Annotated in this window: 23 protein-coding genes; 11 read left to right on the top strand and 12 right to left on the bottom strand. The window is 72.9% G+C overall.

Annotated features, from left to right (window positions below):
- Positions 1-55 precede the first annotated feature (55 nt).
- From AC07FV_RS27290 to AC07FV_RS27280, 3 genes are all read right to left on the bottom strand, one after another.
- Positions 56-1,732 carry an acyclic terpene utilization AtuA family protein gene (locus AC07FV_RS27290; protein WP_479089941.1) on the bottom strand — a complete coding sequence of 559 codons (1,677 nt, stop codon included), beginning with the start codon at positions 1,730-1,732 and terminating at the stop codon, positions 56-58.
- Positions 1,729-2,523 (bottom strand): TIGR03084 family metal-binding protein, encoded by a 795-nt coding sequence (locus AC07FV_RS27285; RefSeq protein WP_479089940.1) that lies wholly within the window; start codon positions 2,521-2,523, stop codon positions 1,729-1,731. The genes AC07FV_RS27290 and AC07FV_RS27285 overlap by 4 nt, the downstream gene beginning before the upstream one ends.
- Before the next feature lie 448 nt (positions 2,524-2,971).
- Positions 2,972-3,979, bottom strand: a complete 1,008-nt coding sequence (locus AC07FV_RS27280) for an EamA family transporter (RefSeq protein ID WP_479089938.1) — start codon at positions 3,977-3,979, stop codon at positions 2,972-2,974.
- Positions 3,980-4,188: 209 nt separating this feature from the next.
- Here AC07FV_RS27280 and AC07FV_RS27275 point away from each other — a divergent pair, with 209 nt between their 5' ends.
- Complete coding sequence (locus AC07FV_RS27275; RefSeq protein WP_479089936.1) at positions 4,189-4,641, top strand: NUDIX hydrolase; 453 nt, start codon at positions 4,189-4,191, stop codon at positions 4,639-4,641.
- Positions 4,642-4,708: 67 nt separating this feature from the next.
- Positions 4,709-5,284, top strand: coding sequence for a dihydrofolate reductase family protein (locus AC07FV_RS27270; RefSeq protein WP_479089935.1), 576 nt, complete (start codon positions 4,709-4,711; stop codon positions 5,282-5,284).
- Positions 5,285-5,291: 7 nt separating this feature from the next.
- Here the strand turns inward: AC07FV_RS27270 and AC07FV_RS27265 are convergent, their stop codons facing one another.
- Positions 5,292-8,144, bottom strand: coding sequence for an FAD-binding and (Fe-S)-binding domain-containing protein (locus tag AC07FV_RS27265; RefSeq protein WP_479089933.1), 2,853 nt, complete (start codon positions 8,142-8,144; stop codon positions 5,292-5,294).
- 110 nt (positions 8,145-8,254) lie between these two features.
- On the opposite strand from AC07FV_RS27265, the gene serC reads away from it, so the two are divergent.
- A complete protein-coding gene (serC, locus tag AC07FV_RS27260) occupies positions 8,255-9,373 on the top strand; it encodes a phosphoserine transaminase (RefSeq protein ID WP_383644527.1) in 1,119 nt (372 codons plus the stop codon).
- A gap of 70 nt (positions 9,374-9,443) precedes the next feature.
- Here serC and AC07FV_RS27255 read toward each other — a convergent pair whose 3' ends face one another.
- From AC07FV_RS27255 to AC07FV_RS27245, 3 genes are all read right to left on the bottom strand, one after another.
- The gene (locus tag AC07FV_RS27255; RefSeq protein WP_479089931.1) at positions 9,444-9,575 is read right to left on the bottom strand and encodes a hypothetical protein; all 132 of its coding nucleotides are present in this window, start codon (positions 9,573-9,575) and stop codon (positions 9,444-9,446) included.
- Positions 9,576-9,878: 303 nt separating this feature from the next.
- On the bottom strand, positions 9,879-10,703 hold the full coding sequence (locus AC07FV_RS27250) for an ABC transporter permease (protein WP_479089929.1): 825 nt from the start codon (positions 10,701-10,703) through the stop codon (positions 9,879-9,881).
- The gene (locus AC07FV_RS27245; RefSeq protein WP_479089927.1) at positions 10,700-11,680 is read right to left on the bottom strand and encodes an ATP-binding cassette domain-containing protein; all 981 of its coding nucleotides are present in this window, start codon (positions 11,678-11,680) and stop codon (positions 10,700-10,702) included. Before AC07FV_RS27245 ends, AC07FV_RS27250 begins: the two co-directional genes overlap by 4 nt.
- 90 nt (positions 11,681-11,770) lie before the next feature.
- Between AC07FV_RS27245 and AC07FV_RS27240 the strand changes: the two genes are divergently transcribed.
- Entirely contained in the window at positions 11,771-12,619 is an 849-nt protein-coding gene (locus AC07FV_RS27240) for a TetR/AcrR family transcriptional regulator (protein ID WP_479089926.1), read from the top strand.
- Here the strand turns inward: AC07FV_RS27240 and AC07FV_RS27235 are convergent.
- A complete protein-coding gene (locus AC07FV_RS27235) occupies positions 12,593-13,573 on the bottom strand; it encodes a WD40 repeat domain-containing protein (protein WP_479089924.1) in 981 nt (326 codons plus the stop codon). The genes AC07FV_RS27240 and AC07FV_RS27235 overlap by 27 nt on opposite strands.
- 100 nt (positions 13,574-13,673) lie before the next feature.
- Here AC07FV_RS27235 and AC07FV_RS27230 point away from each other — a divergent pair, with 100 nt between their 5' ends.
- The 3 genes from AC07FV_RS27230 to AC07FV_RS27220 all read left to right on the top strand — a co-directional run bounded on the left by AC07FV_RS27230 (position 13,674) and on the right by AC07FV_RS27220 (position 16,107).
- Positions 13,674-14,354: a GDSL-type esterase/lipase family protein gene (locus AC07FV_RS27230; RefSeq protein ID WP_479089922.1), complete on the top strand. Its 681-nt coding sequence runs from the start codon at positions 13,674-13,676 to the stop codon at positions 14,352-14,354.
- A gap of 119 nt (positions 14,355-14,473) precedes the next feature.
- Complete coding sequence (locus AC07FV_RS27225) at positions 14,474-15,061, top strand: Uma2 family endonuclease (protein ID WP_356608386.1); 588 nt, start codon at positions 14,474-14,476, stop codon at positions 15,059-15,061.
- Positions 15,062-15,114: 53 nt separating this feature from the next.
- Positions 15,115-16,107, top strand: a complete 993-nt coding sequence (locus AC07FV_RS27220; protein WP_479089920.1) for an aldo/keto reductase — start codon at positions 15,115-15,117, stop codon at positions 16,105-16,107.
- 132 nt (positions 16,108-16,239) lie between these two features.
- On the opposite strand, the gene thpR is transcribed toward AC07FV_RS27220, so the two are convergent.
- Entirely contained in the window at positions 16,240-16,812 is a 573-nt protein-coding gene (gene thpR, locus AC07FV_RS27215; protein WP_479089918.1) for an RNA 2',3'-cyclic phosphodiesterase, read from the bottom strand.
- Positions 16,813-16,897: 85 nt separating this feature from the next.
- Here thpR and AC07FV_RS27210 point away from each other — a divergent pair, with 85 nt between their 5' ends.
- Positions 16,898-17,050, top strand: a complete 153-nt coding sequence (locus tag AC07FV_RS27210; protein WP_479089916.1) for a hypothetical protein — start codon at positions 16,898-16,900, stop codon at positions 17,048-17,050.
- A 17-nt stretch (positions 17,051-17,067) separates the two neighbouring features.
- Here the strand turns inward: AC07FV_RS27210 and AC07FV_RS27205 are convergent, their stop codons facing one another.
- Together AC07FV_RS27205 and AC07FV_RS27200 are read right to left on the bottom strand one after the other, a co-directional pair.
- Positions 17,068-18,429, bottom strand: a complete 1,362-nt coding sequence (locus AC07FV_RS27205) for an MFS transporter (protein WP_479089914.1) — start codon at positions 18,427-18,429, stop codon at positions 17,068-17,070.
- 26 nt (positions 18,430-18,455) lie between these two features.
- A complete protein-coding gene (locus tag AC07FV_RS27200) occupies positions 18,456-18,893 on the bottom strand; it encodes a MarR family winged helix-turn-helix transcriptional regulator (protein ID WP_217139705.1) in 438 nt (145 codons plus the stop codon).
- Positions 18,894-19,048: 155 nt separating this feature from the next.
- On the opposite strand from AC07FV_RS27200, the gene AC07FV_RS27195 reads away from it, so the two are divergent.
- On the top strand, positions 19,049-19,231 hold the full coding sequence (locus tag AC07FV_RS27195) for a ribbon-helix-helix protein, CopG family (RefSeq protein ID WP_479089913.1): 183 nt from the start codon (positions 19,049-19,051) through the stop codon (positions 19,229-19,231).
- 10 nt (positions 19,232-19,241) lie between these two features.
- Here the strand turns inward: AC07FV_RS27195 and AC07FV_RS27190 are convergent, their stop codons facing one another.
- The gene (locus AC07FV_RS27190; protein WP_479089911.1) at positions 19,242-20,699 is read right to left on the bottom strand and encodes an NCS2 family permease; all 1,458 of its coding nucleotides are present in this window, start codon (positions 20,697-20,699) and stop codon (positions 19,242-19,244) included.
- A 180-nt stretch (positions 20,700-20,879) separates the two neighbouring features.
- Here AC07FV_RS27190 and AC07FV_RS27185 point away from each other — a divergent pair, with 180 nt between their 5' ends.
- Both AC07FV_RS27185 and AC07FV_RS27180 read left to right on the top strand, forming a co-directional pair.
- Positions 20,880-21,134, top strand: coding sequence for a DUF2530 domain-containing protein (locus AC07FV_RS27185; RefSeq protein ID WP_356608396.1), 255 nt, complete (start codon positions 20,880-20,882; stop codon positions 21,132-21,134).
- Between the two features lie 145 nt (positions 21,135-21,279).
- Complete coding sequence (locus AC07FV_RS27180; protein WP_479089910.1) at positions 21,280-23,682, top strand: HAD-IC family P-type ATPase; 2,403 nt, start codon at positions 21,280-21,282, stop codon at positions 23,680-23,682.
- Positions 23,683-23,778 lie beyond the last annotated feature (96 nt).

The following is a 23,778-nucleotide window of genomic DNA, read 5'->3' as shown; positions in this document are numbered from 1 at the left end:
TGTCCAGGTCACAGCCGTCACAGGAGTACCTCCGGGCTGTCCAGGTCACGGACCGTCACAGGAGTACCTCCGGGATGTCCAGGTGGCGGGCGCGCAGCCATTCGCCGAGCGCCTTGGCCTGCGGGTCGAAGCGGGCCTGGGCGGCGACTCCCTCGCCGAGGATGCCCTCGACGACGAAGTTGAGGGCGCGCAGGGCGGGCAGCGCGTGCCGGGTGACGGGCAGGTCGCGGGCCTCGGGGATCAGCTCCCGGAACCGCTCGGCGGTCAGCTCGTGCGCGAGCCAGCGCCAGGCCTCGTCGGTCCGGACCCACACGCCGACGTTGGCGTTGCCGCCCTTGTCGCCGCTGCGCGCCCCGGCGACCAGGCCGAGGGCGGCCCGGCGTACCGGCCCGGGCGGAAGCGGCTCGGGCAGGGGCGGTTCCGGTACGGCGTCGAGGGCGGCGGTCTGCGGAGGCGGCGCCACCTCGACCCGGCGCCCGTCGTGGAGGACGGCCACCTGGGCGACGGCGCCCTGCGGGACGCGGTCCTCCTCGAAGACCCCGTAGGGCGCCCCCTTGCCGGGCGGCGCGAGCACGTGGAAGCCGGGATAGCTGGCGAGGGCCAGCTCGATCGCGGCGCCGCTCAGCGCCCGCCCCACGGTCTGCTGGTCCGCGTCGCGGACGACGAGCCTCAGCAGGGCGCTCGCGGTCTCCTCGGTCGGGGCGTCGGGCCGGTCGGTGCGCACGAGGTCCCAGCGGACGTCGGCGACCTTGCCCAGGGCGGGTTCCAGCTGCTCCCGCACCAGCGCGGCCTTGGCCTCGACGCCGAGGCCGGTGAGCACGAAGACGACCTCGTTGCGGAAGCCGCCGAGGCGGCTCAGGCCCACCTTGAGCGTGGGCGGCGGGGCCTCGCCGCGCACGCCGTCGATCCGTACCCGGTCCGGTCCGTCCGGGGTGAGCCGTACGGTGTCCAGCCGGGCGGTGACGTCGGGTCCCGCGTACCGGGCGCCGCCCGTCTCGTACAGCAGCTGGGCGGTGACCGTGCCGACGTCGACGAAGCCGCCGGTGCCGGGGTGCTTGGTGATGACCGAGGTGCCGTCGGCGTGCAGTTCGGCGAGGGGGAAGCCGGGGCGCCGGAGGTCCCCGGCGCGTTCCTCGAAGAAGGCGTAGTTGCCGCCGGTCGCCTGCGCCCCGCACTCCAGGACGTGTCCGGCGACGACCGCGCCCGCCAGCCGGTCGTGGTCCGTGGGCGCCCAGCCGAAGTGCGCGACGGCGGGGCCGGTGACCAGGGCGGCGTCGGTGACCCGCCCGGTGACGACCACGTCGGCGCCCTCGCTCAGGCACCGGGCGATGCCGAAGCCGCCGAGGTAGGCGTGGGCGGTGAGGCTGCCCGGGTGGGCGGTGGTGCGGTCGTCGCCCTCGACGTGCGCGACCCGCACGGGCAGGCCGAGCCGTCCGGCGAGCGTCCGTACGGCGTCGGCGAGTCCGGCCGGGTTGAGTCCGCCGGCGTTCGCGACGATCTTCACGCCCCGCTCGTGGGCGAGGCCGAGGCACTCCTCCAGTTGCCGCAGGAAGCTGCGCGCGTACCCGGCGTCCGGGTCCTTCAGCCGGTCGCGGCCGAGGATCAACATGGTCAGCTCGGCGAGGTAGTCACCGGTCAGGACGTCCAGCGGGCCGTCGGTGAGCATCTCCCGCACGGCGTCGAAGCGGTCGCCGTAGAAGCCCGAGGCGTTGCCGACGCGGAGCACGCTCACCGGCCGGCTCCCTTCGGCGGCCTGCCCGCTCCGGGCGGCCCCGCGAAGGCCTGGGCGATGTCCAGCCAGCGGTCGGCGTCCGGGCCCTCGGCCCGCAGGGCGAGGTCGGCGCGATGGGCGCGCTGGGCCGCGAGGAGGCAGAAGTCGAGGGCGGGGCCGGTGACCCGCTGGCGGGCGTCCTCGGGGCCGTACGTCCACAGGTCGCCGCCGGGGCCGGTGAGTTCGACGCGGAACGGCTCGGCGGGCGGGGTGAGGCCGTGGGCCGCGTGGGCGAAGTCCCGGGCGCGGACGCCGATGCGGGCGATGTGCCGCAGCCGGTCGGTGGGCGGCCGGGTGACGCCGAGGGCGTCGGCGATGTCGAGGCCGTGGGCCCAGGTCTCCATCAGGCGGGCGGTGGCCATGGAGGCGGCGGCCATGGGCGGGCCGTACCAGGGGAACCGGGCGCCGGGGGGCGCCTCGCGCAGCGCCCTGTCGAGGGCGGCACGCCCTTCCCGCCAGCCGGCCAGCAGCTCGGCGGGGTCCTGCCGGGCGCCTTCGTCGGCGCCGTCGTCGACGTACCGGTCGGGCGCGGCGAGGGCCTGCTCGACCAGGCCGGCGAAGCCCTTCTCGTCGGTGACGGCGAGCAGGGCGGCCCGGTCGGTCCAGGCCAGGTGCGCGATCTGGTGGGCGATCGTCCAGCGGGGCGCGGGGGTGGCGAGGCGCCACTCCCCGGGGCTGAGCCGCGCGACCAGCGCGTCGACTTCCCCGCTCTCCTCGCGCAGGTCGTCGATCACGGGCGTGGGATCGGACACGGACGCTCCCCTCGGGCACGGCGGTGTGCGGCGCGGTGTGGTGAGGAGCATGGCAGTGGCCCACGGAACAATCAAGCGTGCATGCATGATTTTCGGGCGGGGGCCAGCGGGGTCTCATGAGGGGCCCGGAGACCCGGAGGCCCGGAGGCCCCCGGCAGTCATGGGGGCACTCGGGGCACTCGGGGCCCTCGCTGACCGGGTCACGGGGAGCAAGCCGGCGTCCGTTCGCGAGGGTCCGCGCGTGCAGCGCGCTCGCTCGCGACGAACCGCGCGTGCACCGCGCCCCTTCCCGAAGACCACCCGTGCGCCGCGCGCCCCTTCGCGGTAACCGCGTGTGCTCCACGACGGCTAGCGGCGGACCGCAGCAATTCGCCGCGACTCGCAGCGGACCGCAACGGACCGCAGCGGCTCACAGCGGCTCACCGCGGCTCACCGCGGTCCGTACGGCCTACCGCAGGTCCCCGCGCTTCTTGGCCCGCCCGCGTCCCACCTGGGTCCGCACCGCTCCCATGCTGGCCGCGATGACCAGCGCGATGGCGGCGGACTGGGGCGCGGTCAGGGCCTGGTCCAGGATGAGGAAACCGGCCGCCGCGGCGATGGCGGGCTCCAGGCTCATGAGGATCGCGAAGGTGGGCGCGGGCAGGCGGCGCAGCGCGAGGAGTTCGAGGGTGTAGGGCAGGACGGAGGAGAGCAGGGCGACCCCCGCGCCCAGCGCCAGCGTCACCGGGTCGATCAGCTCGGCGCCGGACTCGGCGATGCCCAGCGGCAGGAACAGCACCGCCCCGACCGCCATCGCGAGGGCCAGCCCGTCGGCCTGCGGGAAGCGCCGCCCGGTACGCGCGCTGAACACGATGTACGCCGCCCACATGACGCCCGCCCCGAGCGCGAAGGCGGCGCCGGCCGGGTCGAGGCTGTCGAAGCCGCCGCCGCTGAGCAGGAAGACGCCGGCCAGGGCGAGCGCGGCCCAGACCAGGTTGACCGCGCGGCGGGAGGCGAAGACGGAGAGCGCGAGCGGGCCGAGCACCTCCAGGGTGACGGCCGGGCCGAGGGGGATGCGGTCGACGGCCTGGTAGAAGAGTCCGTTCATGCCGGCCATGGCGATGCCGAAGACGACGACCGTGCCCCAGTCGGCCCGCGAGTGCCCGCGCAGCCGAGGCCGGCAGATCAGGAGCAGCACGACGGCGGCCACGACCAGCCGCAGCGTCACCACGCCCAGCGCCCCGGCCCGCGGCATCAGGCTCACCGCCAGCGCGGCGCCGAACTGCACGGACAGGCCCCCGGCGAGGACCAGCCCCACGGGGCCGAGGGCACCGAACCGGCCGCCGTCGGCCGGGGCGCCGCCCGGCGCGGAGGCAGGGCCGGCGGCGGACGCCTGACCGGCGGCTCCCGCTGCCTCGGGCCCCGCCATGGAGGCGGCCGGGGCGGGGGTGCCGGGGGTAGCGCTGGGGGTACTCACGAGGGCTCCGGGACGGTTCGCGGGGAGGGTTGGTTCATCATGCTGTACGGCACGGTCCACAGTAATGGACTCGGTCAGGCGCGTATACCTTTCATGCAACTGTCGTGGGCGGGGAACAGGGCTGTCAACGCACTTCCACCGGCTGGACGGGGCTCACCCTCCGGGGCTCACCCGCCGGGGCCGCGCGCCGACCCGGTAGCGTCCCCCGTGTGAGACGACTCCTCGCCCGCCTGTGGCGCCTCCTGCGCCCGGTGCAGAGCCGCGTGATGTGGCTGCTGCACACGAAGTACGTGGTCGGTGTGACCGGCGTGGTGCGCGACGACGAGGGGCGGGTCCTGCTGCTGAAGCACCGGATGTGGCCGCCGGGCCGCCAGTGGGGCCTGCCGAGCGGCTTCGCGCGCAAGGGCGAGGACTTCCGGCACACCGTGGTGCGCGAGGTCAAGGAGGAGACGGACCTCGACGTGGAGGTGGGCCGCCTGGTCATGCTGGGCAGCGGTCTCCGCACCCGCCTGGAGGTGGCCTTCGAGGCCCGGCTGCTCGGCGGCGAGCTGCGCATCGACCCGTTGGAGATCCTGGAGGCCCGCTGGTGCCGTCCGGACGACCTCCCCGAGGACGTCCAGCCGGTGTGCCGTCCCCTGGTGCGCGGCGACACCACTCCCTGACGGTCCCGGACCCGCCCCGGGGCGTACGGTCGGAACCGGACGGAACCCGTACCGAGGAGGAGTCCCGATGCGCAGCGTCACCTATTCGATGGGTGCCTCGCTGGACGGCTACATCGTCGGACCGGACGGCGGCTTCGACTGGGCGTCACCCGACCCGGACGTCTTCCGCTTCTGGATCGACGAGATCCGGCAGGTCGACGTCCACCTGCTGGGCCGGCGGCTGTACGAGACGATGCTGTACTGGGAGACCGCCGGCCGGGACGAGGGGCTCGACGACGCCGGACGCGAGTGGGCCGCGCTCTGGAATCCCCTCCCCAAGGTGGTGTTCTCCACCACGCTGACGTCCGTGGAGGGCAACGCCCGGCTGGCCACCGGGAGTGTCGCGGAGGAGATCGAACGGCTGCGGGCCGAGCCGGGCGAGGGCGAGATCGCGATCGGCGGCGCGACCCTCGCCGCCGAGGCGGCCGCGGCCGACCTGATCGACGAGTACCGGGTCGTGCTCCACCCGGTCATGGTCGGCGGCGGCGTTCCCTACTTCCCCGGGGGTGAGCGCCGGGTGGACCTCGACCTGGTCACCACCCGCACCTTCGGCTCGGGCGTCGTCCACCTCCACTACCGCGTGAACCACCGCCCCCGGCCCTGACCGCCTCTCAGGGGTGATCCAACCCCTCCGCCAGCACCTCCGCCAGGTGCCGCCCCCGCACCCCCGCCAGCTGCTCCAGCTGGGTCCGGCACGAGAAGCCGTCCGCCATTACCACCGCCCCCTCCGGGGCCTCCCGCACCGCCGGCAGCAGCTGGTCCTCGGCGCAGGCGACCGAGACCTCGTAGTGGCCGGTCTCGAAGCCGAAGTTGCCCGCGAGGCCGCAGCAGCCGCCGCTCAGCTCGCCGGTCAGGCCGGCCGCCTCGCGCAGACGGCGGTCGGCGGCGTCGCCGAGGACCGCGTGCTGGTGGCAGTGGGTCTGGCCGACCGCCGGGACGTCCAGGGCGGGCGGGGTCCAGTCGGGGGCGTGGCGTTCCAGGGCCTCCGCGAAGGTCACCACGCGGGCGGCGAGGCGGGCCGCGCGGGGGTCGTCGTGCAGCAGCTCGGGCAGGTCCGTGCGCAGGGCCGCGGCGCAGCTCGGCTCCAGGACGACGACCGGCGCGGAGGTCTCCAGCACCGGCGCCATCAGGTCCAGCGTGCGGCGCAGCACCGCGCGGGCGCGGTCCAGCTGGCCCGTGGACACGTACGTCAGGCCGCAGCAGACCCGGCCCCGGCGGGCGGTGAGCAGGGCGGCCGCCGAGCGCGTGCGGCCGTCCGCAAGGGCGCCTCCCGCGAGGGTCGGCGGCAGCGCCACCCCCAGCCCCGCCGCCTCCAGCACCCGCGCCGCCGCCCGGCCCACGGACGGCGAGAGGTGCTCGGTGAAGGTGTCGGGCCACAGGACCACCAGGTCGCCGCCGCCCGTCGGGGCGGGCCGCCCCCGCCACCACCGGCTGAACGTCTCCCCCGCCAGCCGAGGCACGTCCCGCTCCCCCGCGATCCCGCCCAGCCGCTTCGCCACCGCCGCCAAGGGCCGCACGGAGGACAGGGCGTTGACGACGGGCGCCACCCGCGCCCGCGCCGCCCAGCGCAGCCACACCGGCAGCCACCCCATCGCGTAGTGGGCGGCCGGGCGGCGGCGCCCGGCGTAGTGGTGGTGCAGGAACTCCGCCTTGTACGTGGCCATGTCGACCCCGACCGGGCAGTCGGAGCGGCAGCCCTTGCAGGACAGGCACAGGTCGAGGGCGTCCCGGACCTCCGTCGACCGCCAGCCGTCGGTCACCAGCTCGCCGGCGAGCATCTCGTGCAGCAGGCGGGCCCGGCCGCGCGTCGAGTGCTCCTCCTCACCCGTCGCCCGGAAGGACGGGCACATCACCGACGCGCCCGCCGCCGACGTCGTACGGCACTTGGCGACCCCGACGCAGCGGCGCACGGCGGCCGAGAAGTCGCCGCCGTCGGCGGGGTAGCCGAAGGCCACGTCCACCGGTTCGCGGGGCAGGACGGAGAAGCGGAGATTGGCGTCCAGCGGCGCCGGGCGGACCAGCATCCCGGGGTTGAGGAGGTCGTCCGGGTCCCAGAGGGCCTTCGCCCGCTCGAAGAGGGCCACCGTCTCCTCGCCGTACATCCGCGGCAGCAGTTCCGCCCGCGCCTGCCCGTCACCGTGCTCGCCGGACAGCGACCCGCCGTGTGCCACGACGACGTCCGCCAGCTCCTCCGAGAAGCGGCGGAAACGGGCGACTCCGGCCGCCGTCAGCAGGTCGAAGTCGATGCGCACGTGGATGCAGCCGTCGCCGAAGTGCCCGTACGGCGTGCCGCGCAGGCCGTACGCGGTCAACAGGCCCCGGAAGTCCCGCAGGTACGCGCCCAGCCGGGCGGGCGGCACCGCGCAGTCCTCCCAGCCGGGCCACGCCTCCGAACCGTCCGGCATCCGGGTCGCCGTACCGCTCGCGTCCTCCCGGACCCGCCACAGCGCCCGCTGCCCGGCCGGGTCGGTCACCACCAACGCGTCGACGACATCGGCCGCCCGGACCACGTCCTCCGCCCGCGCCCGCGCCTCGGCCTCCGTGTCGCCGCCGGTCTCCACGAACAGCCACGCCCCGCCCCGGGGCAGGCCGGCCGGGGACGGCACCAGGTCGGCGGCCATGCCCTCCACCGTCAGCGGGCCCAGCGGCAGCAGCCCGGCCGCCGCCTCCGCCGCAGCGGCCTCGTCGGCGTAGCCCAGCACGGCGAGCGCCCGCGCGCGCGGCGCCTCGACCAGCCCCACGACCGCCTCGGTCAGCACGCCGAGCGTGCCCTCCGAGCCGCAGAAGGAGCGGGCGACGTCGGCACCGTTCTCGGGCAGCAGCGCGTCCAGCGCGTAGCCGGAGATACGGCGGGGCAGCTCCGGGAAGCCGGTGCGCAGCCGCGCCAGTTCCCCGTCGACGAGAGCACGCAGACCGTCCGGGGCCCCGGCCCACCCCGGTCCGAGCCCCAGCCTGTGCCCGCCCGCCGTGAGGACGGTCAGCTCCCGCACACTGTCGGCCGTCGTGCCCCAGGCCACGGAGTGGGAGCCGCACGAGTTGTTGCCGATCATGCCGCCGAGCGTGCACCGGCTGTGCGTGGACGGGTCGGGGCCGAACCGCAGGCCGTGCGGGGCGGCGGCCTCCTGGAGCCGGTCGAGGACGAGCCCCGGCTCGACGACGGCCGTGCGCGCCTCGGCGTCCAGGGAGACCAGCCGGTTCATGTGCCGGGTGAAGTCGAGCACGACCCCGGTCCCGGTCGCCTGACCGGCGATGGACGTCCCCCCGCCCCGGGGCACCACCGGCACCCCCCGCTCCCGGCACACCGCCAGGACGGCCGCCACGTCCTCGGCGTCCTTGGGCGCCACCACGCCGAGCGGGACCCTGCGGTAGTTGGACGCGTCCATCGTCGTCAGGGCCCGCGAGGTGACGTCGAAGGCGACCTCGCCCCGGACGGCTCCGCGCAGTGCTGCCTCCAGATCGGTCATGCCTCCAGCATGGGCTCTCGTGGTTCCGTACAGGTCCGCAAGGCGGAGATCTCGTCTCATCGGACGGACATGTTCCCGTCCGGTTCGGCCGGGACGATACGCTCCGGCACGTGGCTGAGATCCAGATTCCTGCTGACATCAAGCCCGCGGACGGTCGATTCGGCGCGGGCCCCTCCAAGGTGCGGGTGGAGGCGCTGGACGCCCTGGCCGCCACCGGTACGTCCCTCCTCGGCACCTCCCACCGCCAGGCCCCGGTCAAGAACCTGGTCGGCAAGGTCCGTGAGGGCATCCGCGAGCTGTTCCGGCTCCCCGACGGCTACGAGGTGATCCTCGGCAACGGCGGCTCCACCGCGTTCTGGGACGTCGCGACCCACGGCCTGATCGAGAACAAGTCCCAGCACCTGACCTTCGGCGAGTTCTCCTCGAAGTTCGCCAAGGCCGCGAAGCTCGCCCCCTGGCTGGCCGAGCCCACCGTCGTCTCCTCCGACCCGGGCACCCACCCCGAGGCGCGCGCCGAGGCCGGCGTGGACGTGTACGCCTTCACCCACAACGAGACCTCGACCGGCGTCGCCATGCCGATCAAGCGCGTCGCCGGTGCCGACGAGGGCTCCCTCGTGCTGGTCGACGCCACCTCCGGCGCCGGCGGCCTGCCCGTGGACGTCGCCGAGACCGACGTCTACTACTTCGCCCCGCAGAAGTCCTTCGCCTCCGACGGCGGCCTGTGGATCGGCGTCTTCTCCCCCGCCGCGATCGAGCGCGCCGAGCGCGTCCACGCGTCCGGCCGCCACGTCCCGGAGTTCTTCTCCCTCCCGACGGCGATCGACAACTCGCGCAAGAACCAGACGTACAACACCCCGGCGCTGGCCACCCTGTTCCTCCTGGGCGAGCAGCTCGACTGGATGAACGGCCAGGGCGGCCTGGACTTCACCACCGGCCGCACCAAGGACTCCTCGACCCGCCTGTACACCTGGGCCGACGAGTCCAAGTACGCCACGCCGTTCGTCTCGGACCCGGCCAAGCGCTCGCAGGTCATCGGCACGATCGACTTCGCCGACGAGATCGACGCGGCCGCCGTCGCCAAGGTGCTGCGCGCCAACGGCGTCGTCGACACCGAGCCCTACCGCAAGCTCGGCCGCAACCAGCTGCGCGTGGCGATGTTCCCGGCGATCGACCCGGCAGACGTCGAGGCGCTCACGAAGTGCGTCGACTACGTCATCGAGAAGCTCTAGCCTCCGGCGACAGCACGCGAAGGGCGCCCGGCGGATGATCCGCCGGGCGCCCTTCGCGCCTCCGCACGCTCTACTCCTCGACGAACAACTCCTCGGCGTGCGTCACGCTCAGGGAGCGGTCGAGCCAGGTCCCCAGCACGTCGAGATCGGTGCAGTCGGTAATCCGCTCCCGGGCGATGTCGGGGATCTCGGTACCCCGCACTTCGAGAATGCGCAGGATGTCATCGGCCCTACCCTTGGCTCGGCCTTCGAGCCAGGAAGTCAGCCCCGGATCCTCGCGCTTCGCGAGTACGCGCCCCGCTTCGCCTGCGACGCTCAGCGGGACGCGGTCCGCCTGGCCGCCCTCGTCGCCTCGGCCCAGGCACGGCTCGGGTGGGGCGGGGACGTGTCGCTGGGCTGCTACCTCGAACGTCCCGCGTTCCTCTCCGTCGCCCTGGTGACCTGCCCGCCGGACGATGACGGCAGTGGGCCCCGCACCCCGCCCTGCCCGCTGCCCCGCTGACGCCTACCGGCTCAGCCGCTGGAACCGCCGGACCGCCAGCGGCAGGAAGATCACCGTCAGGACGACCGGCCAGACGCACGCCATAAGGACCGCGTGCTGCTCGACCCACGAGTCGCCGCCGCCGACCGGCGTGCCGAACAGCTCGCGGGCGGCCGCCGCCGTGGAGGAGATCGGGTTCCAGGCGGCCACCCAGCCCAGCCAGTCCGGCATGAGCTGCGGGGCGACGAAGATGCTGGAGATCATCGTCAGCGGGAAGGCCACCGCGAACAGGCCGCCGGCCGCCTCCGGATTCGGCACCATCAGTCCCAGCCACACACCGATCCAGATCAGCGCGAACCGCAGCCACAGCAGCAGCGCGAACGCCGCCAGGAAGCCCCAGCCGCCGTCCGGCCGCCAGCCCATGGCCATCGCGGTCAGCATCATGATCGCCAGCTCGGCGCAGGCGATCACCAGGTCGGTCACCCCGCGCCCCGCGACCACCGCGGAGGAGGACATCGGCATGGAGCGGAACCGGTCGATGACGCCCTTGGTGGAGTCGTAGACGACGACGGTGGCGGTGTTGATGAAGCCGAACGCCATGGTCATCACGAACATGCCCGGCATCAGGAAGTCCTTGTAGTCCCCGCCGCCCGGCACGGTCATCGCACTGCCGAAGACGTAGCCGTAGAGGAGGACGGACAGGATCGGGAAGCCGAGCTGCCAGGCGATGTTGACGGGCTGGCGCTGGTAGTGGGTCAGGCCGCGGCGCACGATGTTGCCGCAGTCGGCGAGCAGCCAGTACAGCCGCCCGCGCTCGCGCGGGGCCGTCGTCGGGTCGAGGGCGCTCATGCCACCGCCTCCTTCTCGGTCAGGGCGGCGCGGTCGGTGCGGTGCCCGGTCAGGCGCAGGAACACGTCGTCGAGGCTCGGCCTGCGCAGCCCGATGTCCTCCACGCCGACCCCCTCGTCCTGGAGGGTCCGCGCCACCTCGGTCAGCGCGGCGACCCGGTCGGTGACCGGGGCGTGCACGCGCAGCGCCTCCTCGTCGGCCTCGGGTTCGCCCTCGCAGACCCGGGCCACCACCTTCACCACCCGCGGGATGTCGGCCCGCTCGGTCACCACGACCTCGACACGGTCGCCGCCGACCAGGTTCTTCAGCCCGTCCGGGGTGTCGTCGGCGATGGCCCGGCCCTGGTCGATGACGGTGATGCGGGAGGCCAGCTTGTCGGCCTCCTCCAGGTACTGCGTGGTCAGCAGCACGGTCGTGCCGCTCGCCACCAGGGCCCGGACGGAGTCCCAGACCTCGCCGCGGCTGCGGGGGTCGAGGCCCGTGGTCGGCTCGTCCAGGAACAGGACGGCGGGGGCGAGGATCATCGAGGCGGCGAGGTCGAGGCGGCGCCGCATGCCGCCGCTGTACTTGCCGACGCCCCGGTCGGCGGCGTCCGTCAGGTCGAACTGCTCCAGCAGCTCGACGGCGCGGGCCCGGGCCCGGCGGCCGCCCAGGTGGAACAGGCGCCCGAACATCTCCAGGTTCTGCCGGCCGGTGAGCACCTCGTCCACCGCCGCGTACTGCCCGGTGAGGCCGATCCGGGCCCGCACCTCGCGCGGCCGGCGGGCGACGTCCAGACCCGCCACCTCGGCGCGTCCGCCGTCCAGCCTGATCAGCGTGGACAGGATGCGCACGGCGGTGGTCTTCCCGGCGCCGTTCGGCCCCAGCAGGCCGTGCACGGTGCCCTCGCGGACGGCCAGGTCGAAGCCGTCGAGGGCGCGCTTCTCGCCGTACCGCTTCTCCAGCCCCTCGGCCCGTACCGCGTGTCCCTCAGTCATGGGTCCCCCCTTCGCTCACCAACTGAGTACACCGTACCCGATTGCGCGTACGCCGTACCCAATTTTTCTCCGCGGACCTAGACTGACCCCATGGCGAGCGGCACGGAGACCAGCGGCAGCGGCGACATCGGCCGCACCATCGAACTGTTGTGGGACACCGGCCGGCGGCCGAGCCGCGGGCCGAAACCCGGGCTGACGCTGGAGCGGATCGTGGAAGCCGCCGTCGAGATCGCCGACCGGGAAGGGCTCGCCGCCGTCTCCATGCGCCGGATCGCCACCGACCTCGGCACCGGCACGATGTCCCTCTACCGCTACGTCCCCGGCAAGGGCGAACTGCTCGACCTGATGCTGGACCGCGTGCAGCGCACCTCCGAGGACCCCGAAGACTACGGCGACGGCGGCTGGCGTTCGGCGCTGGAGGCCCTCGGCCGCTCCGCCCTCGCCCTCCACCGGCGCCACACCTGGCTGCTGAACGTCAACCAGTCCCGCCCCGTGCTCGGGCCGAGCGCCCTGGACGGCATGGAGAAGGTGCTCACCCGGATCAAGCCGATGGGCCTGACCGACCCCGAACTCCTGTCGGTGATCATCATGCTCGACGGGTACGTCGTCGGGGCCGCCCGCACGCAGGTGTACCAGGAGGAGGCCGAGCGCAGCTCCGGGCTCACGGACGCCCAGTTCTGGGCCGCCCAGCAGCCGGTGCTGGAGAAGGTCATGACCAGCGGGCGCTACCCGGTGCTGGCCTCCCTCTCCGAGGACACCTTCGGCCCCGGCTTCGACCACTTCGAGTTCGGCCTCCAGCGCATCCTGGACGGACTGGAGGTACTGGTGGCCGCGCGCGCCACGGCGGGCGGCCCGGCGACACCCGGCCCGGCGACGCCCTGCTCACCGGCGCCCGGCTCAGCGGCGCCCGGCTCACCGGCGCCGGACCAGCCTGCGTAGCCCGAACAGGGCCGCGCACGCGACGACCAGCCCGAGCGCCCCGACCTTCAGCGTGCCCGCGCCGGAACCGTCGTCACCGGAGGCGGCCGACCCTCCCGAGGAGGACGACGACGAGCCCCCGCCCCCGCCGCCCCCGGGCGCGTCCTGCGCCCGCACCGGGCTCCGGGAACCCTCCATGCCGAGCAGCAGCTTCGCGCCGTCGGCGGTGTAGGTGGTCGACTCGCCCTGGCCGAGGGGCACACTGATCCGCCCCTTGCGCTGGATCTTCCCGCCGTTCCAGTCGTACCAGAGGCCCCCCAGGTAGCCGCGCACCGCGAGCCGCTCGCCGTCCGGGGAGAAGGCGGCGTCGGTGGCCCACAGCTCCACGGGGGCCGCGCGCCGGAAGACGTTGGTGCCGGACGCGGAGAGTTTCGCCGGCCCTTCGTAGAGGTGCCCGCCGTCCTCGTTCTTGTCGATGATGTAGACCCGCCCGGTCTTCGGGTGCACGGCGAGCGACTCCGCGTCCCGGGCGCCGTCCGCGTACTTCACCACGTACTGCGTCGCCTTGACCGTCTGGTCCTTCAGCTCCGCGGGCTCCGGCAGTTCGTAGACCCACACGTACGGCCAGGTGCCGCCGAGGTTGTCGCCGATGTCCCCGACGAAGATCCGGTTGCCGGGCCCGATCGAGATCGCCTCGATGTCCCGCGGCGTGCCGACGCCGGAGAGCGCGACGCGGGCGACGGTCTTCCCGGTGCCGCCGTCCACCGCGTACAGGTAGGGCCCGTTGTCCTGGTCGTTGTGCGTCCAGTAGACGCCGGGGTGGAGGCGGGAGGCGGCGAGGCCGCTCGACTCGGTGATCCTCGGGTCCTCGATCGTGAACCCGTCGCCGCCGTCGCCGCCGTCGGCTGCGGAGGCGGGCACGGCGAACGCGCCCACGAGGAGGGCCGAGACGAGGAGGGCGAAGGGTCGGCGCATGCGCCAAGCCTGCCATCCCGCGCGGGTGTTCACGCCGGGGGTCACGCTGCGTGGTCGGGCTCACATCGCGCCGGCCGGGCCGATCGTCCATGATGAGCGGATGCTCAGGTTCATGTTCGTCGGAGACTCCATGACGATAGGGAGCGCCGGCGAGCACACGTGGCGCCACCGGCTGTGGCAGCACCTGCGCGACACGTACGGCGGCCCCTTCACGTTCGTCGGACCGCGCGAGGCGCTGCACGACCCGTCGACGGACGCGCCCACGTCGCAGGCCTACGCCGAGCCCGACTTCCCCCGCGCGCACCTGGCCGGCTGGGGCGAGGGCTGGCACCACATGACCCCGCTCATCGGCGAGACGGTACGGTCCTGCCGCGCGGACGTGCTCCTGGTCTCCCTCGGCCTCATCGACCTGGGCTTCTACACGAACGCGGAGCAGACCGCGGACAACGTCCGGAGCTTCGTGGCGGACGCGCGCGCGGCGAACCCGCACATCCGCGTCGCCGTGATGCCGGTGCTCCACAACATCCGCGTGGACACCGACGCACCCTTCGCCGAACAGGTCGCCCGCTTCAACGAACTCCTCGCCAAGACGCTCGCCGACCTCGACGAGGCGGACTCCCCGCTGCTGCTCGTCCCGCCCCCCGCGTCGTACGACTTCCACACGGACACCTACGACGGCACCCATCCCAACAGGAGCGGCGAGCACGGAATCGCGGGCGCCTTCGCGGAGGCGATGTACGAGGCGTGGGAACTGGGCGGCCCCTACAGCGCGGCGCCGTAGCCCGCCTCCGCCCTCCCCCGCGGTGGCATATGCGCGGGCTCCCGTGTCCCGGTCACCGTGCGTATCGTTGTACCGCGCGGCTGCTCCCGCCCGTGGGACAGCCGGGGAGGAGCGCCACGATGACCGTCCTTGAAGACAGGATCGCCATGGCCGACGCCAACACCCAGCGCCTGGACGAGTGGTTCGAGCGGCTGGAGCGGATGCCCGTCCCCGAAGGATTCAGGGTCGAGATCGTCGGGGGCAGCGTCCACATGACACCGCAGCGGGACACGCACTGGGGAATCATCCGCCGGATCGTACGGCCCATCGAAGACCGGTTCGGCATGGACGTCGTCGTGTTCTCGGATGTCCGCATCGACTTCCCCGGCCACGAGAACGGCTTCTGCCCGGACGTCGCCAAGCTCCGCGACGGAGCGGAGCAGGACGACACCGGCCACTGGCGGTACGAGGACGTCGAGTTCGTCGCCGAGGTCATCTCCCAGGGCACGGCCGCGAACGACTACGGCCCCAAGAAGCTCGCCTACGCCGCCGCCGAGGTCCCCCTCTACCTCGTCGCCGATCCCTACCAGGGCCGCTGCCACGTCTTCACCCACCCCAAGGACGGTGACTACACGACCGAGACGCGGGTCGCCTTCGGCCAGGACCTGGACCTCACCGACACCGTCCTCGACCTGACCCTCCCCACCGCCGGCTTCCCCCGCGACTGACCGGGCCCGACCCGCTTGCCTGGAGCGCACTCCAGGTCGTTGGCTTGGGGACCATGGAGTACACGCAGCTCGGACGCACGGGACTCAAGGTCAGCCGGCTCGTCCTCGGCACCATGAACTTCGGTCCGCAGACCGACGAGGCCGACAGCCACGCCATCATGGACGCGGCGCTGGACGCCGGCATCAACTTCTTCGACACCGCCAACGTGTACGGCTGGGGCGAGAACAAGGGCCGTACCGAGGAGATCATCGGCAACTGGTTCGCCCAGGGCGGCGACCGGCGCGAGCGGACCGTCATCGCCACCAAGGTGTACGGCAACATGGGCGCCGACGGCGAGGCGTGGCCCAACCACGACAAGCTGTCCGCCGTGAACATCCGGCGGGCGGTCGACGCCAGCCTCAAGCGGCTGCGGACCGACCACATCGACCTGTACCAGTTCCACCACATCGACCGCGCCACCGGATTCGACGAGATCTGGCAGGCGATCGACACCCTGGTCCAGCAGGGCAAGATCCTCTACGCGGGTTCCTCCAACTTCCCCGGCTACAAGATCGCCCAGGCCAACGAGACCGCCGCCCGGCGCGGCGGCACCATCGGCCTGGTCAGCGAGCAGTGCCTGTACAACCTGGCCGAGCGCCGGGCCGAGATGGAGGTCATCCCGGCCGCGCGGGACTACGGGCTCGGTGTCATCCCGTGGTCGCCGCTGCACGGCGGGCTGCTCGGGGGCGTCATTCGCAAGGAGGTCCAGGGCGGGCGCCGTGCCTCCGGCCGGGCCGCCGACACCCTCGCCGACCCCGCGAAGCGGGCGCAGATCCAGGCCTACGAGGACCTGCTCGACAAGCACGGCGTCGAGCCCGGCGAGGCCGCGCTGGCCTGGCTGCTGACCCGGCCCGGCGTGACCGGCCCCATCGTCGGTCCGCGTACGGCGGAGCAGCTCGCGTCGGCGCTGCGGGCCGTGGAGCTGGAGCTGTCGGAGGAGCTGCTGACCGGGCTGGACGAGGTCTTCCCGGGGCCGGGGCCCTCGCCGGAGGCCTTCGCCTGGTAGCGGTGTGCGCGGGGCGGCGGTCGCCGCACGGCCGCTCAGCCGAGGGCCGCCGCCACCGCCACCACCACGAGCATCAGCACGAGCACACCGGCCATGATCCGGTTACGGGTCTTCGGGTCCACGCCCCCGAGCCTAACCGCAGGCGCCGAGCGGCCAGCGGCCGACCGCCTCGTAACGGGGCTGCTCCCCCGGTACGCCGGAGTCGGGCAGATTGCTGCGGACCAGCGCGAGGTCCGTCACGGTCCAGGTGGGCCCGGTGAAGCCGGCGAGCGCCTCGACGTACGGCCGCACGTCGAACGCCTCCCGGCTGCGGGCGACCGTCAGGTGTGGCGTGTAACGCCGGTGCTCGCCCCTCTCGACGCCCGCTCTGCGCCCCGCCGCCTCCGCACGCTCCGCGAGCAGCCGCAGCGTGGCCAGGTCGCCCTCGGCCCCCGCCCACAGGGCCCGCCCGCGCCCGAACTGCCCGCCCCCGCGCAGGGCCAGCGGGAAGGGGGCGGTGCGGTGCGCGGCCCGCTCCAGCCGGGCCGACAGGTCGGGTACGACGTCGTCGGCGACCTCTCCGTAGAACGCGAGCGTGAAGTGCCACCCGGGCCGGCCGGTCCAGCGCAGCCCGTCCGCCCCGGGCAGCTCCCGCAGCGCGGCCACCTCGGCGGCGAGCGCGGCGGTGACGTCCTCGGGGGGCAGCACGGCGGCGAAGAGTCTCATGGGCCACAGTTTGCCCGGCACGGCTCCGGCGCCGTGCGGGTCGTTGTGCCGAGCGAGGGTTGTCGTCCGGAGAGGCAGGACTGGCGTGACCGGCAGCAACAGCAACGACGGGCCCACTATCGACAGAACGTTCGAGTGGCGGGAGAAGCCGCCCGTCCCTGAGGGCCACAAGTCCGAGATCGTGGGCGGCCACATCGTCGGCCTCACCCTCACGACCGACGGCTTCCCCCGCGACTGACCGGCGTCGGAGCCGGTCTACGCCGCCGGGGCCAGCTCCTCCCGGCGTTCCCGCGGTACGAAGCGCACCTGCGGGTGACCGCGGTGCCAGCCGACCGACAGGCGCAGGTTGCCCACGCGGGCCAGGACCAGGCCGATCACGAGCGCGGCGAGGGCGGCCACGGCGCCTCCGGCGGCGAAGCCGACCCGGGCGCCGTAGGTGTCGGTGACCCAGCCGACGATCGGGGCGCCGACCGGGGACCCGCCCAGGAACACCATCATGTACAGGGCCATGACGCGGCCCCGCATGGCCGGGTCGGTGGACATCTGGATGCTGGTGTTGGCGGTGACGTTGACCGTCATGCTGAAGACGCCTATCGGGACCATCAGCAGCGCGAAGAGCCACAGCTCGGGCGCCGTCGCCGCCGCGATCTCCAGGGCGCCGAAGCCCAGCGCCGCCGCGATCAGGACGCGCAGGCGGGCCGTGCCGCGCCGGGCGGCGAGCAGGGCGCCGGTCACCGAGCCGACGGCCATGAGGGTGTTGAAGAGGCTGTAGGCTCCGGCGCCCGCGTCGAAGACGTCGTCGGCGAAGGCGGACAGGAAGACCGGGAAGTTGAAGCCGAAGGTGCCGATGAAACCGACCAGCACGATGGTCCAGGTCAACTCGGGGCGCCCGGCCACGTAGTGCAGCCCTTCGCGCAGCTGGCCCTTGCCGCGCGGGGCGCGCTGGACGGAGTGCAGTTCGCGGGCGCGCATCAGCAGCAGGCAGCTCAGCGGCGCGACGAAGGAGAGGCCGTTGGCGAGGAAGGCCCAGCCGGTGCCCACCCCGGTGATCATCAGGCCGGCGACGGCCGGGCCGACCAGCCGGGCGGACTGGAAGTTGGCCGAGTTCAGGCTGACCGCGTTCTGCAGCTGGTCGCGGCCGACCAGCTCGGAGACGAAGGACTGGCGGGCCGGGTTGTCGACGACGGTGGCCAGGCCCATCGCGAAGGCGGCGACGTAGACGTGCCAGACCTGGACGTGGCCGGTCAGGGTGAGCACGGCGAGGAAGAGCGCGGTCAGGGCCATCGCGGACTGGCTGACCAGCAGCGTGGGGCGCTTGCGCCAGCGGTCGACGAGGACACCGCCGTAGAGACCGAAGAGGAGCATCGGCAGGAACTGGAGGGCCGTGGTGATGCCGACGGCCGCCGAGGAGCCGGTGAGGCTGAGGACCAGCCAGTCCTGGGCGATGCGCTGCATCCAGGTGCCGATGTTGGAGACGACCTGGCCCGCGAAGAACAGGCGGTAGTTCCTGACCTTCAGGGAGGCGAACATCGAGGTCCTGCGGGGCGCGTCGGGGGTGGTCGTCTCGTCGTGGCCGTCAGGTGCGGGGGCGGAAGCTGCTCCGGGTCCCGTACTCAAAGGGTTCGCCTCCTCGTCTGCGCCGCTTACAGGTGGGCGAGCTTCTCCAGTACGGGGGCGGCGGCGCGCAGTTTCGCCCACTCGTCCTCGTCGAGGCCCTCGACCAGCGTGGCCAGGAACGCGTTCCGCTTGCGGCGGCTCTCCTCGAGCATGACCACGGCCTGCTCGGTCTGCGTCACGACCTTCTGGCGCCGGTCCTCCGGATGCGGCTCCAGCCGGACCAGCCCCTTGGCCTCCAGCAGCGCCACGATGCGGGTCATCGAGGGCGGCTGGACGTGTTCCTTGCGGGCGAGTTCGCCCGGGGTCGCACTGCCGCAGTTGGACAGGGTGCCGAGCACCGACATCTCGGTGGGGCTGAGCGACTCGTCGACCCGCTGGTGCTTGAGGCGACGGGACAACCGCATCACGGCGGAGCGCAGGGAGTTCACGGCGGCGGCGTCGTCGCCATGCTTGAGGTCCGGCATGTTCCTTAGCGTAACTCATTAGTCTGGCGAAGTACCACCGCACGACCGCCGCGTGCCCGTGACACCCGCCACTGAAACCGACGGTTCACCCGAACGAGTGAGCAGTCCAGGGAAATCGGAGCATCACCCGGCCGGCGAGGGCGACCCTCGTCCGCATGGGGACCAGCGTGCTCAGCCTGCGGATGGACGGGGAGCTGCTCGACCGGCTCCGGGACCATGCGGCGAAAAGGGGAATGAGCGTCCAGGACTATGTCGTCCGGACGCTCATTCGGGATGACTTCGACGAGCGGTTCCTATCCGCCGTGGAGGAGACGGAACGGTTCTACGGGGTCACCTGAACCCCGCCGGTCAGGTGAGGCCCAGGGCCGGCATCAGGTAGTAGAAGGCGAAGACCGCCGAGACCACGTACATGGTGACCGGCACCTCCCGGCCCCGGCCCACCGCCAGGCGCAGCACCGAGAAGGTGATGAAGCCCATGCCGATGCCGTTGGTGATCGAGTAGCTGAACGGCATCATCAGCATCGTCACGAAGGCCGGGACGGCGATCGTGAAGTCGCTCCAGTCGATCTCCCTGATGGAGCCCGCCAGGATCAGGAAGCCGACCGCGACCAGTGCCGGGGTGGCCGCCTGGGACGGCACCATGGTGGCGACCGGCGTGAGGAACAGGGCGACGGCGAAGAGCGCGCCGCTGACGATGTTCGCGAAACCGGTGCGCGCGCCCTCGCCGACCCCGGCCGTGGACTCCACGAAGCAGGTCGTCGCCGACGCGGAGCTGGCGCCGCCCGCGGCGACCGCGATGCCGTCGACGAACAGGACCTTGTTGATGCCCGGCATCTGGCCCTCGCCGTCGGTCAGCTTCGCCTCGTCGCTGACCGCCATGATCGTGCCCATCGCGTCGAAGAAGCACGACAGCAGCACGGTGAAGACGAACAGCACGCCGGTCAGCACGCCGACCTTCTCGAAGCCGCCGAACAGGCTGACCTCGCCGACCAGGCCGAAGTCGGGGGTGGAGACGGGGTTGCCGGGCCACTCCGGGGTGGTCAGGCCCCAGGAGGGGATGTCGGCGACCGCGTTGATGATCATCGCGACGACGGTCATCACCACGATGGAGATCAGGATCGCGCCGGGCGTCCTGCGGACGATCAGGGCCAGGGTGAGCAGCACCCCGAGGGCGAAGACCAGCACCGGCCAGCCCAGCAGGTGACCGCCGGTGCCCAGCTGGAGCGGGACGGTGGTCTGGGCGGCGTCCGGCATCCGGGTGATGAAGCCGGAGTCGACGAGGCCGATCAGCATGATGAACAGGCCGATACCGATGGCGATGGCCTTGCGCAGGCCGTAGGGCACGGCGTTCATCACGCGCTCGCGCAGGCCGGTGGCGACCAGCAGCATCACGACGAAGCCGGCCAGCACCACCATGCCCATGGCGTCCGGCCAGGACATCCGCGGGGCGAGCTGGAGGGCGACCACCGAGTTCACGCCGAGGCCGGCGGCCAGGGCGATGGGCACGTTGCCGATGACGCCCATCAGGAGCGTGGTGAACGCCGCCGTCAGCGCGGTCGCGGTGACCAGCTGACCGTTGTCGAGCTGGTTGCCGTACATGTCCTTCGCGCTGCCCAGGATGATCGGGTTCAGCACGATGATGTAGGCCATCGCGAAGAAGGTGGCGAGACCGCCGCGGATCTCACGGGGCAGCGTGCTGCCGCGCTCGGAGATCCGGAAGTAGCGGTCGAGCGCGTTCTGCGGGGGCCGCCGGTCTTCGGGCGACTCGGGGGACGGGGGGACCTTGGCGGAGGCCGAGGTGGGCATGCGTGGACCTCATCACCAACAGGTTCCCCCACGGCCTTATTGGTGTTTCCTACGAATGAAAGTGGTCAGAGACAAACGAATTCAGTATGAAGGTATGAGGCACGGATCGCTATCTCCGCGCGTAGACCCCGGTGGCGCCGCGCCGTCACCCGTCCGGTGCCTTCCTCGTAAGCTGTACGCATGAAGAAGTGGACACCCACGCACGAGGCGCCGCCACCCCTGGAGGGCCCCGTGGTTCCGACCGTCGTCGGCGGCACCGTCCTCTGGTTCGTCCTCTTCCTCGTGCAGCTTCCCTTCTACGGCTGGTTCGACGAGCGCGGCCACGCCTGGTGGGTGTGGACCTGCCTGGCCGGAGCCGGACTCGGACTGATCGGCATCTGGTACGTGCGCAAGCGCGACGCCGCGCTCCGGCGGGCCGAGCGGGACGCCGCCTGACCCGCTCCCGGCCGGTCCGCGGTACGGATCTCGCGGCGGCCCCGTAGTACTCCGGCATCACTCGGCGGCGCACCCCTCCTCCCCCGGTCGGATCTTCCGCGCATTCGGCGGGTGGAGCCCCAAAACGGCACGTACCGTCGAACGCATGACGCATCTCGACGCGGACGAGGGACTCGCCCCCGCGCATTCCGTCCACGCCCCCTCACCGGCCACCGGGCTGACGGCGGCCGGTGTCGCCGAACGGGTCGCGCGCGGTCAGGTCAACGACGTGCCGGTGCGCAGCAGCCGCTCGCTGACCGACATCGTCCGCGCCAACGTCTTCACCCGGTTCAACGCCATCATCGGCGTGCTCTGGGTGATCATGCTGTTCGTGGCGCCGATCCAGGACAGCCTCTTCGGCTTCGTGATCCTCGCCAACACCGGCATCGGGATCATCCAGGAGTGGCGGGCGAAGAAGACCCTCGACTCCCTGGCCGTCATCGGCGAAGCGCGGCCGACCGTGCGGCGGGACGGGGCGGCGGCCGAGATCGGCACCTCGGAGATCGTGCTGGACGACGTCATCGAGATCGGGCCCGGGGACAAGGCCGTCGTCGACGGGGTGTGCGTCGAGGCGGACGGGCTGGAGATCGACGAGTCGCTGCTGACCGGCGAGGCCGACCCGGTCGTCAAGCAGCCGGGGGATCAGGTCATGTCCGGCAGCTTCGTGGTCGCCGGCGGCGGCGCGTTCCGGGCGACGAAGGTCGGGCGGGAGGCGTACGCCGCGCAGCTCGCCGAGGAGGCCTCCCGTTTCACCCTGGTCCAGTCCGAACTGCGCTCCGGCATCTCCACCATCCTGAAGTACGTCACCTGGATGATGGTCCCGACCGCGATCGGCCTGATCCTCAGCCAGCTCCTCGCCAAGGACGACGCGCTGGACGACTCGATCGCGCGGACGGTCGGCGGCATCGTGCCCATGGTCCCGGAGGGCCTGGTCCTGCTGACCTCCGTCGCCTTCGCGATCGGCGTGATCCGGCTCGGCCGCAAGCAGTGCCTCGTCCAGGAGCTGCCCGCCATCGAGGGCCTGGCCCGCGTCGACACCGTCTGCCTGGACAAGACCGGCACCCTCACCGAGGGCGGCATGGACGTCACCGAGCTGCGCACCCTCGACGGCGCCGACGAGCGGTACGTGCGCACGGTGCTCGGCGCCCTCGGCGCGTCCGACCCGCGCCCGAACGCGTCCCTCCAGGCGATCATCGACACCTACCCGGCCGCCGAGGCCGCCGAGGAGTGGCGCTGCACGGAGTCGCTGCCGTTCTCCTCCGCCCGCAAGTACAGCGGCGCCACCTTCGGCGAGGGCGACGAGACCTCCGGCACCTGGCTGCTGGGCGCACCCGACGTGCTGCTCGCCGAGGACGCCCCGGCCCTCGCCGAGACCGTGCGGCTCAACGAGCGGGGGCTGCGGGTCCTGTTGCTCGCCCGCGCCGGCCGCGCGCTCGACGACCCCGAGGTGGCCGAGGGCGCCACGCCCGTCGCCCTGGTCGTCCTGGAGCAGCGGCTGCGTCCGGACGCCGCCGACACCCTGCGCTACTTCGCCGACCAGGACGTCCGCGCCAAGGTCATTTCCGGCGACAACGCGGTGTCGGTCGGGGCGGTCGCCGCCAAGCTGGGGCTGTCCGGCACCACCGTCGACGCGCGCCGGCTGCCCGCCGGGCGCGAGGAGATGGCCGGGGCGCTCGACGAGGGCACGGTCTTCGGGCGGGTCACCCCGCAGCAGAAGCGGGACATGGTGGGCGCCCTCCAGTCACGCGGCCACACGGTCGCGATGACCGGCGACGGGGTCAACGACGTCCTGGCGCTGAAGGACGCCGACATCGGGGTGGCCATGGGCTCGGGCTCGGAGGCCACCCGGGCCGTCGCGCAGATCGTGCTGCTCAACAACAGCTTCGCCACGCTGCCGTCGGTGGTGGCCGAGGGCCGCCGGGTCATCGGCAACATCACCCGGGTCGCGACCCTGTTCCTGGTGAAGACCGTCTACTCGGTGCTGCTGGCGATCCTGGTGGTCTGCTCCCAGGTCGAGTACCCGTTCCTGCCCCGGCACCTCACCCTGCTCTCCACGCTGACCATCGGCGTCCCGGCCTTCTTCCTGGCGCTCGCCCCGAACAAGGAGCGGGCCAAGCCGCAGTTCGTGCGGCGGGTGATGCGCTACGCCGTCCCGGGCGGGGTGGTGGCCGCCACGGCGACCTTCGTGACGTACCTCGTGGCCCGGCAGCACTACTCCGGGCCGGGGGCGCTGGACGCGGAGACCAGCGCGGCGACGCTGACGCTGTTCCTGGTCTCGATGTGGGTGCTGGCGATCATCGCCCGTCCCTACACCTGGTGGCGCATGGTGCTGGTGGCGGCGATGGGCGCGGGCTTCCTGGTGGTACTGGCGGTGCCGTGGCTCCAGGACTTCTTCGCGCTGAAGCTGGTGGGCGTGACGATGCCGTGGGCCGCCGTGGGCATCGCGGCGGTGGCGGCGGGTGTGCTGGAGCTTGCGTGGCGGTGGGTCGACCGGCGGCTTCCGATGTGAGGTCCTCCCCGAGGTCCTTCCGAGAAGCGTGAGCATCCCGGCCCTCGATGTCCTCGGTGCGCTCACATGAGCGCACCGAGGACGCTTCCCCGTCGA

The organism is Streptomyces sp. NPDC045956 (genome assembly GCF_056430705.1).
The sequence above is the reverse complement of the archived record's forward strand: the minus strand, read 5'-3'. Positions and strand labels throughout refer to the sequence as shown.